The sequence below is a fragment of the Archangium gephyra genome (assembly GCF_042230915.1).
GTDB classification, from domain to species: domain Bacteria; phylum Myxococcota; class Myxococcia; order Myxococcales; family Myxococcaceae; genus Archangium; species Archangium gephyra_B.
Window position 1 is genome coordinate 6,968,055 of record NZ_CP102578.1, and the last position, 12,576, is coordinate 6,980,630.

General features: G+C 69.5%; 11 protein-coding genes. 7 read left to right on the top strand and 4 right to left on the bottom strand.

Annotated elements, in window-relative coordinates; translation table 11 throughout:
• Window positions 1–50 precede the first annotated feature (50 nt).
• Complete coding sequence (locus tag NR798_RS27255; RefSeq protein ID WP_375765425.1) at window positions 51–2,588, top strand: RCC1 repeat-containing protein; 2,538 nt, start codon at window positions 51–53, stop codon at window positions 2,586–2,588.
• A 17-nt stretch (window positions 2,589–2,605) separates the two neighbouring features.
• Here the strand turns inward: NR798_RS27255 and NR798_RS27260 are convergent, their stop codons facing one another.
• Together NR798_RS27260 and NR798_RS27265 are read right to left on the bottom strand one after the other, a co-directional pair.
• A complete protein-coding gene (locus NR798_RS27260) occupies window positions 2,606–3,805 on the bottom strand; it encodes an FAD-dependent monooxygenase (RefSeq protein WP_375765426.1) in 1,200 nt (399 codons plus the stop codon).
• A gap of 164 nt (window positions 3,806–3,969) precedes the next feature.
• Window positions 3,970–4,905 (bottom strand): hypothetical protein, encoded by a 936-nt coding sequence (locus tag NR798_RS27265; RefSeq protein ID WP_375765427.1) that lies wholly within the window; start codon window positions 4,903–4,905, stop codon window positions 3,970–3,972.
• A gap of 115 nt (window positions 4,906–5,020) precedes the next feature.
• On the opposite strand from NR798_RS27265, the gene NR798_RS27270 reads away from it, so the two are divergent.
• The 5 genes from NR798_RS27270 (at window position 5,021) to NR798_RS27290 (ending at window position 9,980) form a co-directional block, all read left to right on the top strand.
• Window positions 5,021–5,719: a helix-turn-helix transcriptional regulator gene (locus tag NR798_RS27270; protein ID WP_375765428.1), complete on the top strand. Its 699-nt coding sequence runs from the start codon at window positions 5,021–5,023 to the stop codon at window positions 5,717–5,719.
• A gap of 179 nt (window positions 5,720–5,898) precedes the next feature.
• A complete protein-coding gene (locus NR798_RS27275) occupies window positions 5,899–6,324 on the top strand; it encodes an EVE domain-containing protein (RefSeq protein WP_375765429.1) in 426 nt (141 codons plus the stop codon).
• Between the two features lie 18 nt (window positions 6,325–6,342).
• The gene (locus NR798_RS27280; protein ID WP_375765430.1) at window positions 6,343–6,537 is read left to right on the top strand and encodes a hypothetical protein; all 195 of its coding nucleotides are present in this window, start codon (window positions 6,343–6,345) and stop codon (window positions 6,535–6,537) included.
• Window positions 6,538–6,702: 165 nt separating this feature from the next.
• Window positions 6,703–9,501, top strand: coding sequence for an AMP-binding protein (locus NR798_RS27285; RefSeq protein ID WP_375765431.1), 2,799 nt, complete (start codon window positions 6,703–6,705; stop codon window positions 9,499–9,501).
• A 26-nt stretch (window positions 9,502–9,527) separates the two neighbouring features.
• Window positions 9,528–9,980 carry a hypothetical protein gene (locus NR798_RS27290; RefSeq protein WP_375765432.1) on the top strand — a complete coding sequence of 151 codons (453 nt, stop codon included), beginning with the start codon at window positions 9,528–9,530 and terminating at the stop codon, window positions 9,978–9,980.
• Here the strand turns inward: NR798_RS27290 and NR798_RS27295 are convergent.
• Window positions 9,937–11,013: a GlxA family transcriptional regulator gene (locus NR798_RS27295; RefSeq protein WP_375765433.1), complete on the bottom strand. Its 1,077-nt coding sequence runs from the start codon at window positions 11,011–11,013 to the stop codon at window positions 9,937–9,939. The genes NR798_RS27290 and NR798_RS27295 overlap by 44 nt on opposite strands.
• A 73-nt stretch (window positions 11,014–11,086) precedes the next feature.
• Between NR798_RS27295 and NR798_RS27300 the strand changes: the two genes are divergently transcribed.
• Window positions 11,087–11,914 carry a dienelactone hydrolase family protein gene (locus tag NR798_RS27300; protein ID WP_375765434.1) on the top strand — a complete coding sequence of 276 codons (828 nt, stop codon included), beginning with the start codon at window positions 11,087–11,089 and terminating at the stop codon, window positions 11,912–11,914.
• Between the two features lie 5 nt (window positions 11,915–11,919).
• Here NR798_RS27300 and NR798_RS27305 read toward each other — a convergent pair whose 3' ends face one another.
• Complete coding sequence (locus tag NR798_RS27305; RefSeq protein ID WP_375765435.1) at window positions 11,920–12,567, bottom strand: hypothetical protein; 648 nt, start codon at window positions 12,565–12,567, stop codon at window positions 11,920–11,922.
• Window positions 12,568–12,576 lie beyond the last annotated feature (9 nt).

A 12,576-nucleotide genomic window follows, 5' to 3' on the forward strand; every position in this document is an offset into this window, starting at 1 on the left:
CGGATTTTTATTGTATATTGGACTTCAAAACGTATCCCGGGGGAGTCCCGATGAAGCCCGTCCTGACGCTCGCGCCACTGCGAGCCCTGTTGTGCGGAGTGGTGTTGCTGGCCTGTGGAGCACCTCTGGAGGGCGAGGCTCCCCTGGAGCCGGAGCAGCTGGGAGCCCATCGGGCCGCGCTGTGCGCGGACGCGAAGGTCGCGTCGCTGGGCATCGCGAACATCCAGTCCTCCCGGGGCTACATGGGGATCACCGGAGACTGGACGGTGAGCGCGCCCGGCACCGCGGCCCACTTCGACTACTACGTGGATGGCAGCCTGCGCAGCGCCGGAGATCTGGCCGGGGCCACCGGCACCTGGAGCTTCAGCTCCTCGACGCTCTCCTGTGGCCTGCACACGTTCGAGGCGAGGGCCTATCCGATCATCACCGACGAGCTGGGCAACCGCACCCTGTGCATGGAGAACACCCAAACGGTCACCCGGCTGGTCTCCCAGGCCTGCCCCGCCATCGCCGCGGGCCTGCACACGGTGCGGCTGAAGGATGACGGCACCGTCGCGGCCTGGGGCCACAACGCCTTCGGCAGCCTCGGGGATGGCACGAACCTCCAGCGCACCAGCCCGGTGCGGGCCTTCAGCCCCACGCAGATCAAGGCGATCGACGCGGGCGTCTATCACACCGTGCTGCTGCGCATGGATGGCACCGTGTGGACCTGGGGCTACAACGGCATGGGCCAGCTCGGCAACGGGACCTATACGGATCGTCCCTTCCCCACGCAGGTGCCTGGCCTCACCAACGTCATCGCCATCGCCGCGGGCGCCTATCACACGCTGGCGTTGAAGGCGGATGGCACCGTCTACGCCTGGGGCGACAACGCGGGCGGCCAGCTCGGCAACAACTCCACCACCCGCAGCAACGTGCCCGTGCCGGTGCCCGGCCTCACCGGCGTCAACCTGCTCGTCTCGGGCTACTACCACGTGGTGGTGCGCAAGCAGGACGGCAACTTCTACGGCTGGGGCAACAACTACTACGGCCAGCTCGGTGACGGCACCACCAACAACAACCGCCTCGTTCCCACCCTGCTCAGCGGCCTCAGCGGCTTCACCTCGCTCGCCGCGGGCGGCTATCACACCGTGGGCCTCAAGCAGGGCTCGGTCTGGGCTTGGGGTTACAACTCCTACGGCCAGCTCGGCACCGGCAATACCCTCTCCCGCAGCGTCCCCACGCTGCTCCCCACCCTCACCAACGTCACCGCCCTCTCCGCGGCCAACGAGCACACGCTGGCGCTGAAGTCGGATGGCACCGTCTGGGGTTGGGGCTTCAATGGCTATGGCCAGCTCGGCAATGGCTCGACGCTGTTCACCCAGTCCAGCCCCGTGCAGGCCTCGGGAGTCACGGGCGTCATCGCCCTGGACGCGGGCTACTACCACTCGGTGGCGCTGAAGTCGGATGGCAGCGTCTGGGCCTGGGGCTCCAACAACGAGGGACAGCTCGGCAATGGCACCCGCGTCAGCAGCGCCCTCCCCGTGCGCGCGGCGTTCAATGACGTCCTCGAGGTCTCCGCCGGTTGGGAGCACTCGGTGGCACTCGAGAAGGATGGCAGCCTCCGAGGCTGGGGTTCCAATAACCAAGGCCAGCTCGGCGAGGGCACCTCCACCGCCCCCGCCCTCATCCCCAACGTGCATGGAATGATCGACATCGACACGGGCGGCTTCCACACGGTGGCGTTGCGGATGGACGGCACCGTCTGGACCTGGGGCTTCAACGGCGATGGCCAGCTCGGAGATGGCACCACGCTCTCCCGAGCCACGCCCATGCAGGTGCCTGGCCTCACCAACGTCGTCGCCATCTCCGCGGGCACCTACCACACGCTCGCGCTGAAGCTGGACGGCACCCTCTGGGCCTGGGGCTACAACGGCATGGGCCAGCTCGGCGATGGCTCCACCACCCGGCGCCCCACGCCCTTCCAGGTGACGGCCGTTGGCAACACCGTGTCGGCCATCCACGCGGCGCCCTTCCACTCCGTGGTGGTGAAGCTGGATGGCACCGCCTGGGCCTGGGGCGACAACGGGAGCGGACAGATCGGCGATGGCTCCACCCTCTCCCGCACCACTCCCACGCGGGTGGGGACACTCACCGAGGCCAGCTCGGTGAGCGGCGGCAATGGCTTCACCGCGGTGTTGAAGCGCGATGGCACCGTCTGGATGTCGGGCACCAATGGCGCGGGCCTGCTCGGCGATGGCAGCACCGTCTACTCCCGCCCCTCCCCCGGGCAGGTGCCCTCGCTCTCCAACATCGCCGTCCTCGCCGCGGGCAACTCCCACATGATGGCGATGAACCTGGACGGCGGCGTCTCCGTCTGGGGCAGCAACCAGGAGGGCCAGCTCGGCGATGGCACCCGGGTCAACCGCACCACCCCCGGGCTGGTGGCCGCCCACAACGGCTCCATCCTCCTGGCCGGCGGCAACGGCTTCTCGCTCGGGTTGAAGGCGGACGGCACCGTGTGGGGCTGGGGATACAACGGCTACGGCCAGGTCGGCAGCGGCACCGCGTTCTACCAGACCACGCCGATCCAGGTGTCCATCCCCTGAGCCGTAGCAGCCGCGCCTCAGGCCGCCACACTGCACTGCCGCCGGCGGGAACGCACCTTCCCCCGGGCGAAATGGAGCCAGCGCAACGCGCTCCTCAACATCTCATCCTGGTTGGCCAGGTGGAGCAGGTAATGCCACCGCGTCGGGCTGCTGCGGCGATTCAACAGCGCGTAGGCGAAGCGCGGCCCCAGTTGCTCGACGTGGTGCGGAACGTTCTCGAACCATTCGGTGCTCCGGCGCGCGGCCGTCTGCAGCGGGAGGATGTCGAGGCGCCGCTGCTCCTCATACGCCGCGAGCGCGGTGGGGAGGTCCGCGTGCTCGCGCAACTTGCTGGCGAGCCCGATGGCATCCTGCATGGCCAGCTTCGTCCCCGAGCCGATGGAGAAGTGGGTGGTGTGAGCGGCGTCCCCCATGAGCACGAGCTTGCCGTGGCGCCAGCGCTCGTTGGTGATGCGCCTGAAGTGGAGCCACTGCGCCTGGCACCGCCCGCGCGTCTGGTTGATCAGCTGTTGGCCATCCAGCTGGCGCTTGAAGATGGCCTCCAGGCGCCGGAGGGTCGCATCTGAATCGAGCGTGTCGAAGCCCAGCCCCTTCCAGGTCTCCGGCGGGCACTCGATGATGCAGGTGCTGGTGTCCTCGTTGAAGCGATAGGCATGGAACCAGATCCACCCGGCGGGGGTCTGCTCGAAGGCGAAGGTGAAGGTGTCGAACACCTTGTGGGTGCCGAGCCAGATGTACTTGTTCCTCCCCAGCTCGATCTGGGTCTGGAAGGCGTCGCCCTGGAGCTGACGCGCCCGGCTGTTGGCGCCATCACTGGCGACGATCAAATCCGCGTCGGCGAATGCGGACAGGTCCTCCACCTCTTGCTGGAACCGGAGCTCGATCCCGAGGCTGCTCGCCCGCCGGGTCAGGATGTCGAGCAGGCGCTCCCGGCCCAGGCTGAACCCATATCCACCAACATGGGTCGTCCTGCGGCCGTGGATGTGGACCTCCTGCGTATCCCAGCGGGCCGCGGCCTCCGCGAGGGCCCGCGCGCTCACGGGGTCGTTCCGGTAGAGGTCGTCGAGCAGCTCCTCCCAGAACACGACGCCCCAGCCGAACGTCACGCCGGCGGCATTGCGCTCGATGACGGTGACATCGTGGTTGCGGTTGGACAGCTTCGCCAGGATTGAGAAATACAGACCCGCTGGGCCAGCGCCGAGGCAGACGATTTTCATGACATCGCCGCGATGAGCAGGAGCCCGTCGCCTCCGGTGGTTCACAGGAAGGACGTAAGGTTTTCCCACGACGGGTGGGAAGAACAATCTGCCTCGAAGGGCGTGGTCTCCGCTCTCCAGTTGCCACTTCAGCGCCCGCGCCTCCACGAGGAGCGGGCGTGCGCCTACCGCGCGCAGGCCAGCTCGAGCTGCTGGAAGGCCCGCTCGTACTCCGCCACCAGCTCGGGGTTGGCGTAGGTGTCCACCTGGGTGCCATCCTTCCGGGTGAAGGCGCTGCCGTTGTAGTAGGCCAGCGCCCAGAAGCGGCTGCGCGGGCAGTCGAAGTAGCGCGCCAGCACCGAGCCCTTGATGACCATGGGGTACCACGGGTCCACCTGGCGGTAGACGTCCTCCGTCGGCAGCCCGGTGTAGGCCCGGATCGAGCTGAACATCTCCATCTTCGTCTTCTTCGTGTCCGTCAGCGCGGCCAGGGTCTCGTAGGCGCCCGTCTGCTTGAGCCAGACACGCCCCTGGGCATCCGTCACCTGCTCCAGCTTCGGCGCACTCACCTCGACGAAGCGGAAGTCCTTCTGGAACTCGTCCCAGCCATAGTTCTTCTGACCTTCGTGCGTGGAATAGACAATCAGCTTCTGATCCAGCTCCGGCACCTGGCGGATGGAGTCGGGGCGGAAGTTGTCCGGGTTGGCCGGATCCGCCTTGGCGTCCTTGAGCATGAAGTCACGACCGCGGCCATCGGCGTCGTCGAAGATCAGGTACACCCCGAACCAGGCATTGACGAAGCGGCACTCCGGATCGAGGAAGTTGGAGTAATCGAGCTTGGTCTTGCAGGTGGGCGACGGCTTGTAGTTGCCCACCGTATAGGTGTTGATGGCATCCACCTGGAGCTGCCCGTTGGACATCTCCTTGAGGTAGTCGCTGAAGGGGATGCGGAAGACCTTCGAGTAGAGCCCCTCGGGCACGTAGCGGTACTCCAGGTGGATGCCGCGCTCCTTCTTGAGGTCCACGTTCTGGGTCCAGCGGGCGAACTTGGGCGCGAGGAGGTTGCAGCCGCACAGCAGGGCAAGCACGGGCAGCAGGAGCAGGGTGCGAAGCGTGAGCATGGTGTCTCGGGGGTGGAAGAAGCTGGCGCCAGACCATGGGCCGTTGGCGCGGACCCCTTCATACACCAGACAGACGCGCGGTGTGCCTTGGTCCACACTCTGTCAGCATGGGGGCATGTCCCGCTCCGAGAGGCTCCTGCGGCTGATGCAGGTGCTGCGCCGCTACCGCCAACCCGTCAGCGCCGAGTCCCTGGCCGAGGAGCTCGGCGTGTCGGTGCGCTCCATCTACCGTGACGTGCAGACGCTTCGCGGCCAGGGGGCCTCCATCGAAGGCGAGGCCGGCGTGGGTTACCTGCTCCGCCCCGGCTTCCTGCTGCCGCCGCTGATGTTCTCCGACGAGGAGCTCGAGGCGATGGTGCTCGGCCTGCGGCTGGCCACCGAGCACGGGGATGAAGGGCTCGGCCGGGCCTGCGTGGACGTGGTCGCCAAGCTGCGCGCCGTGTTGCCCAGGGACTTGCGCTCCCTCGTGGACGACGTGTCGCTGCTGGCGGGCCCCGCGCGGCAACGCCCTCCGGATGGAGTGAACCTCGCCCTCGTCCGCCGCTCCATCCGCGAGCACCACAAGGCGCTCATCCACTACGCCGATCCGCACGGCGCCCGGAGCACCCGCACCATCTGGCCCCTGGGCCTCGCCTTCTTCGAGCGGGCCCGCGTCGTCATCTCCTGGTGTGAGACGCGGCAGGACTTCCGCAACTTCCGCACCGACCGCATCACCTCGTGGACCCCTCTCTCCGAGCGCATCGGCCGCCCTCGCGCCACGCTGCTGCGCGAGTGGCGCTCGCGGGAGTCCATCCCCGAGCCCCAACCCGGATGAGCGGCTCCTGACAGAAATTGGCAGGAGCCCATGAGAGGGTGGCTTCCGTCGGCACGCCGCCGGCATCCAAGGAGCCCCCCATGCGCCGCCACGTCCCTGAGACCGTCGTTTCCACGCCCGTCCATCGAGAAGGCCGAAGCCCAGACCCGGGCCTGGGTGCGGCACGCGGAGCAGCGCTCATGACGCGCGCCTGGGTGGGAGTCGTCTCGCGGTCGCATGTGCTGCGGGGGGTGGAGGGCGGGTTCGCGCAGATGTGCCACGGCAAGCGCCTGCCGCTGGAGCGGATGGGCGTGGGGGACTGGCTCGTGTACTACTCGCCGAAGACGGACATGCACGGGGGCGAGCCGCTCCGGGCCTTCACGGCGCTGGGCCGTGTCCACGGGGAGCGCACGGTGCCCTTCGACATGGGGGGCGGCTTCGTCCCCTATCGCCGGGAGGTGCGGTTCGAGCGCGCCGCGCGGGAGGTGCCGCTGGTGGGGCTCGGCCAGGGCCTCGACTTCATCCGGAACAATTCCAATTGGGGCATGCTGGCCCGGCGCGGCCACTTCGAGATCAGCCTGGAGGATCTGCGCAAGATCGCCGTGGCCATGGGCGTCTCAATGTGACGATGTATCCTGGAGGCCATGCGGACGTCTCTCATGCCCCTGCACACGCTCCCCGACTTCCCGCTCTCGGAGCATGAACCCCTGGCCCAGGGCTTCCTCGCGCTCGGGTTGCGGAGGTTCGTGGACATCCGGGCCTGGGCTGCCCGGCGGGGGTTGGACGCGGAGCGGATCTGGCGTGTGCGCGAGGCGTGCATCGCCGCGCTGGGCGATTGAGCATGCCCCTCGGGCGAGGCAACGGCCGCCCCCCGGAGGCACGAGGAGCACGGCCTGCGCCTGTTCTGGCGCCAACCCCCGGACCCTGCGTCGAGCCCGCTCGAAGACAGGGGGGTGCGGCGCCCGGGGGCACACCCCCAGGTTGAAACAACTGGAGACCCATCCATGCTCCCGCGAGGCACTCCTGTCCGCCCGGAGGCGATCGAGCGCGCCGTGCTCGACGTCGTCGGGACGCTCGTGGCCGAGCTGGCTCCGCCGCGCGCCGGGGAGGCGATCGGCCTGGACGACTCGCTGGATCATGACCTCGGACTGGGCAGCCTGGAGCGGGTGGAGTTATTGCTCCGGCTGGGGCAGCGCTTCGGTGTGGTGCTGCCGGATCCGATCGTGGCCAGCGCGTCCACCCCGCGCGACCTGGCCCGGGCCGTCGCCTCGGCGGTGCCCGCCCTCTCCGAGGAGAGGCCCTCCCCTCCCCGGGCTCCGCTGACGCCAGGCATGGCCGCGCCGGACTCGGCACGCCTGCTGACGGACGTGCTGCGTTGGCATGCGGAACACCACCCGGAGCGCCCCCACCTCTTCCTGCGCCAGGAGGACGGCTCGGAGCAGCCCCTCCATTACGGCGAGCTATGGGCCTCGGCCTCGGCCGTGGCGGCGGCCCTCTTCCACGAGGGGCTCCAGCACGGCGACACCGTGGGTCTGATGCTGCGCACCGAGCGGGCCTTCTTCCCGTGCTTCCTCGGCATCCTGCTCGCCGGAGGTGTCCCGGTTCCCCTCTACCCGCCCTTCCGGATGGATCATCTCGAGGAGTACGTCGAGCGGCAGGTGGGCATCCTGCGCAACGCCGGAGCGCGCGTGCTCATCACCTTCGACGAGGCGAAGCGGGTGGGCACGCTCCTGAAGGCCCGGGTGCCCTCCCTGCGGCGCACCGTCACCCCCGCCGGGCTGGACTGGAAGGACGCGGTGGCCCCACCGGTGCGCCTGGAGCCCTCGGACCCCGCGCTCATCCAGTACACCTCCGGCAGCACCGGCGCTCCCAAGGGTGTGCTGCTGACTCACGAGCACTTGCTCGCCAACATCCGCGCCATCGGCCAGGCGATGCGCATCCAGCCCGAGGACGTCGCGGTGAGCTGGCTGCCGCTGTACCACGACATGGGCCTCATCGGCTCCTGGCTGATGCCGCTCTACTACGGGATTCCGCTCGCGCTCCTCTCGCCCCTGGCCTTCCTCGCGCGCCCCTCGCGCTGGCTGCGCACCGTGCACCACCACCGGGGCACCCTCTCGGCCGCGCCCAACTTCGCCTACGACCTGTGCGTCCGGAAGGTGGAGGACGCGGAGCTGGAGGGGCTCGAGCTGGGCTCCTGGCGCGTGGCCCTCAACGGCTCCGAGGCGGTGAGCCCGGAGACGATCGAGCGCTTCACCCGGCGCTTCGCTCCGCACGGCTTCCGCCCCGGCACGATGTTCCCGGCGTACGGCCTGGCGGAGGTCGGCGTCGCCCTCACCTTCCCGCCGGTGGGACGGCCGCCCCGCCTGGAAGCCATCGAGCGCGAGCACTTCACGCGCCATCGCGAGGCCCGGCCCGCTCGGGAGGGAGACGCCCCGCTGCGCTTCGTGTCCTGCGGCCGGCCGCTGCCGGGCTATCAGGTGCGCATTGTGGACGGCGCGGGCCGCTTGCTCGGAGAGCGCGTGGAGGGGCGGATCGAGTTCCGCGGGCCCTCGCTGACGCCGGGCTACTTCCACGACCCCGAGGCCACCCGCGCCGTGCTGCATGACGGGTGGATGGACTCGGGAGACCTCGGCTACCTGGCCGAGGGGGAGCTGTACGTCAGCGGGCGGAGCAAGGACCTCATCATCAAGGCCGGCCGCAACCTGTACCCCACGGAGCTCGAGGAGGTGGTGGGAGACCTGCCCGGCATCCGCAAGGGCTGCGTGGCCGCCTTCGGGCTGCCCAGCGAGCAGCTCGGGACCGAGCGGCTCGTGGTCGTCGCCGAGACGCGCGAGCGTGCAGAAGAGGCACGGGAGCGGCTCCGCGCGGCGATCATCGATCAAGTGACGGCGGTGCTCGGCCTGCCGCCGGACGAGGTGGTGCTGGCCCCTCCCGGGGCGGTGCGGAAGACGTCCAGCGGGAAGATCCGCCGGAGCGCCACCCGCGAGGCCTATGTGCGCGGTGGGCTCTCGCGAGGCAGGCGCGCGGTGCTCGTCCAGTACATCCGGCTGGCCGGAGCGCACCTGCGGGCGCATGGCGGCCGGGTGGTCGGCGCGGTGGGCTCCGCGCTCTACACCGTGTACCTGTCCGTCTTGATGCTGTGCACGGCGCTGCTGCTCGGGCTGGGGCTGGTGGCGGTTCGCCCGGGGCCTCCCACGGATCGCCTGGTGCGCCGGCTCGCGCGCTGGATGCTGCGGGCCGCCGGGTGCCCGGTGCATGTCGAGGGGCTCGAGAACCTGCGCGGCCCCGGGCCGTGGGTGCTGGTGGCCAACCACGTCAGCAATGTGGACTCGGTGGCCATCCTCGCGGCCCTGCCCGTGGATTTCCGCGCGGTGGCGAAGCAGGAGGTCCGCGCGTGGCCCCTGGTGGGCGCGGCGGTCCGCCGGGCCGGGCACCTCACGGTGGATCGCTTCGACACGCTCCACGGCGTCGAGGGGGCCGCGCACGTCACGGAAGTGCTCCGGCGAGGCACCTCGCTGCTCATCTTCCCCGAGGGCACGTGCGCCCAGGGGCCCGCGCTGCTGCCGTTCCGGCTGGGGGCCTTCAAGGCCGCGGTCGAGGCCGGGCGGCCCGTGGTGCCCCTCCATCTCGAGGGCACGCGGCGCCTGCTCCGTCCGGGCTCGCGCCTGCAGCGCCCCGGCCAGTTCACACTCTCCATCGGCGAGCCGCTCATTCCGGCTGCCGGGGGCTGGCCGGAGATGGTACGCCTGCGCGACAAGGCACGGGCCCGGCTCGAAACTCCGGCCAGCGCCCCCACCGTCTGAGCGGTCAGGACGAGGAGAGCACGGACATGTCCATGGATCCCCACCGCGAGTATTGCCGGCGCCAGCACCGGCTCCTGGCCCATCACCTCAGCATCGAGGCGTGGTGCGCGGGCGACGACTGCATCCTCCTGGAGCGCAACCACCTGGAGGAGTTCCTGAAGCTCGAGCGCTTCAAGAGCACCCGGGTCCAGTGGCTCCTGGAGGACATCAAGCCCTGGTTCAAACACACCGAGCCCATCTACGCCGGCCCCGAGGGCGAGCTGTCCTCCCTCGAGGCGCTGTACCTGTCCCGGGTGCCCATCGCCCGGAAGTTCCTCGTCCGGCCCGATCCCATCAACGCCGAAGAGCTGATTGCCTGGCTGCGCAACAACGGCCTGCGCATCAGCCTGCTGCATTCGATCAGCGCGGTCGTTCCTCCCTCGGAGGAGCAGATCGTTACCCGGCTCGCGCTGCTCGCGCAGGGGCTGGCGGAGCCTTGACGCCACGGAGCCGGGCGGGTGCTTCCCGCGCTTCGGCTTCCCGGAGCATCGAGCGCATGCGTCGCGCACGCGGCGTCTCCCCGGTCTCGCGGCGAAAAACGCGCCGGAACGCGGCCGGGTCCGCGTAACCGACACGGGCCGCGATGTCGTCAATCGATTGCTGCGTGGTCTCGAGCAGGTGTACCGCCTGGGCGATCCGCAGCCGTTGTGCGAACTGTTGGGGAGTGATCCCCAGCCCCTTCGCGACCCTTCGCGCGAGCGTACGGGGCGACGTGGCCGTGGCACGAGCCATCTCGTGGATGGAGATCTGCCGTTCGATGTTGGAGGTGACGAAGGACTCGAGCTTCCGAATGGCCGGGTCCGAGCCGCGGAGATGGCTCAACACCATGTAGCGCGCCTGCGACGCGCGCTCGTCGAGGACGAGATACCGGGTGACCATGTGCGCGACCGAGGGGCTCACGGTATGGGCCAGGATCGCGAGCATGAGGTCGGCGTGCGCGAAGGCGGAGCCCGCGGTGAAGACGCCGCCCGACTCGACCACCATGCGCTCCGAGCTCAGGGTCACGCGCGGAAAGCGCTGGGCGAACGCCGGGCCCAGCCACCAGGTCGTAGTCGCCCGCCGGCCATCGAGAACACGCGAGGCCGCGAGAACGAAGGTCGCCGAGCAGGACGCGGCGACGAGCACGCCCTTGGTGGCCGCGCGCGCCACCCACTCCACGCCACGCACGATGTCCGGGCGCTCGAGCGCGGCGGCGATCTCGGGCGTCGTCGCCATCCCGAGCCCCGGCAGCACCAGGACGTCGCCCGGCCCCATTCCTCGCAGCCCGAGAGCCCCGTCCACCGCGAACGTGCGTCCCGACGCCGTGCGGACAGGCTCCCCATTCACCGACACGACACGCTGGCGCGGCGCCAGGCGGCCCTCGGGCAGAGCGACGAGCCCGGCCCGCACGACCCGCTCCGCGGCCCCCACGATGTCGAGGGCAACGCCCATGGGGCCGTCAGCGACTCCGTCGAAGACCAGGTGCGTGATCATCTGGCAAGAATAGACCGGAGATTGTCGTTCCTGCCAATTGAGCCTTGGTGAGCCGCTGCTCCATTCTCTTCTCATGATCAATCCCTCCGCTCACCGCTCCACCCCTGACGACCCGCTCGAGGACTTCGAGCGCCGCTCCATCACCCTGCTCGACGACACCAAGAGCGTCTACGTCGCCGGCACCGGTCCGGCGGTGATCGTCATGGCCGAAATGCCCGGCATCAGCCCTCACGTCGCTCGCTTCAGCCGCTGGGTTCGAGACGCCGGCTTCACGGTGTACATGCCGTCGCTCTTCGGGCGCGATGGCGCCTTCCCGAAAGCAGAGGAAGGTGCGGCCGTGCTCCAGCGCGCGTGCGTCAGCGCCGAGTTTCGTGCGTTCGCGGCGAACGAATCGAGCCCTGTCACGCGGTGGCTGCGCGCGCTGGCGAACCTCGCTCACGAGGAGTGCGGTGGCCGGGGCGTGGGTGCCATCGGGATGTGCTTCACCGGCAACTTCGCGCTCAGCATGATGCTCGAATCCTCCATGCTCGCGCCGGTGCTCTGCCAGCCCTCGCTGCCGCTGAACAATCCCGGGGGAATCCAGATGGCGCCCGAGGAGCTCGAGCGCGTGAAGCAACGTCTCGAGCGCGAGGGACTGACGGTTCTCGGCTACCGGTTCGCGGGGGATCGGTTCTGCACGGCGCAGCGGTTCGCGGCCTACACCGCCGCGCTCGGAGACCGCTTCGTCGCGAAGGTCCTCCCCGATGAGGCGGCGAACCCCGAGCCCCCGCCGTTCTTCAAGAACGTCGTCGGCAGCCCGCACAGCGTGGTGACGGCACACCTCATCGATGCCGCGGGCGAGCCGACCCTCGCCGCACGGGACGAGATCCTGTCGTTCTTCGCGCGCCGGTTGGCCCCCTGAATCCGTTACTTCACCAGCGCCCGGTCCTCGGCGGACAGCGTCCCGAGGCACTTCGCGCAGTAGTGCCCCGAGCTCGCGTCCGCGGACGAGATGGCCTTGCCCTTCGCGTCCGCCATCACGCAGCCCTTCTCCTCACAGTGAGGGAATCCCAGCGTGTGCCCGAACTCGTGCACCGCCAAGTCTCCCAGCCGGCGCAGCAGCGCCTCCTGCGTCTTGCTGTGCTTCTTGTAGATGTGCGCCGACACCACGCAGCTCGGCCCACCGATGCTCCCCAGCCCCGCGATGCCCCAGTCGAGGATGTTCCCCTTCGTGGCCGAGATCTCCGCCTCCGTCACCGCCACCACCTTCCACGCCCCCTCCGGTAGATTCTCGTCCAGCCAGTCCAGCAGCCGATCCGCCCTCCACCGGCTGCGCGGGGCGTACCAGGCCTCTTGCGGCAGCTCTCGCGGCGGGTCGATGCGGATCCGCGCCTTCATGCGGGACTGGAGCTCCTGCTGGACCTTGTCCAGGAACTCTTGCCGCACCTTGCCCAGCGGCACGATCGCCACCACCCGCTCCGGGGGCGTCTCCGCCGCCGCGGGGAGCAGGAAGGACCCCACCAGCACCAGGTTGATGATCACGAGCCCCAGGCTCACGAGGCGGCGAGTACGCATGCCTCACAG

Excerpts from the sequence above, each read along its gene's own strand:
- NR798_RS27255 (WP_375765425.1), top strand. The coding sequence starts at position 51 with ATGAAGCCCGTCCTGACGCTCGCGCCACTGCGAGCCCTGTTGTGCGGA.
- NR798_RS27260 (WP_375765426.1), bottom strand. The coding sequence starts at position 3,805 with ATGAAAATCGTCTGCCTCGGCGCTGGCCCAGCGGGTCTGTATTTCTCA.
- NR798_RS27265 (WP_375765427.1), bottom strand. The coding sequence starts at position 4,905 with ATGCTCACGCTTCGCACCCTGCTCCTGCTGCCCGTGCTTGCCCTGCTG.
- NR798_RS27270 (WP_375765428.1), top strand. The coding sequence starts at position 5,021 with ATGTCCCGCTCCGAGAGGCTCCTGCGGCTGATGCAGGTGCTGCGCCGC.
- NR798_RS27275 (WP_375765429.1), top strand. The coding sequence starts at position 5,899 with ATGACGCGCGCCTGGGTGGGAGTCGTCTCGCGGTCGCATGTGCTGCGG.
- NR798_RS27280 (WP_375765430.1), top strand. The coding sequence starts at position 6,343 with ATGCGGACGTCTCTCATGCCCCTGCACACGCTCCCCGACTTCCCGCTC.
- NR798_RS27285 (WP_375765431.1), top strand. The coding sequence starts at position 6,703 with ATGCTCCCGCGAGGCACTCCTGTCCGCCCGGAGGCGATCGAGCGCGCC.
- NR798_RS27290 (WP_375765432.1), top strand. The coding sequence starts at position 9,528 with ATGTCCATGGATCCCCACCGCGAGTATTGCCGGCGCCAGCACCGGCTC.
- NR798_RS27295 (WP_375765433.1), bottom strand. The coding sequence starts at position 11,013 with ATGATCACGCACCTGGTCTTCGACGGAGTCGCTGACGGCCCCATGGGC.
- NR798_RS27300 (WP_375765434.1), top strand. The coding sequence starts at position 11,087 with ATGATCAATCCCTCCGCTCACCGCTCCACCCCTGACGACCCGCTCGAG.
- NR798_RS27305 (WP_375765435.1), bottom strand. The coding sequence starts at position 12,567 with ATGCGTACTCGCCGCCTCGTGAGCCTGGGGCTCGTGATCATCAACCTG.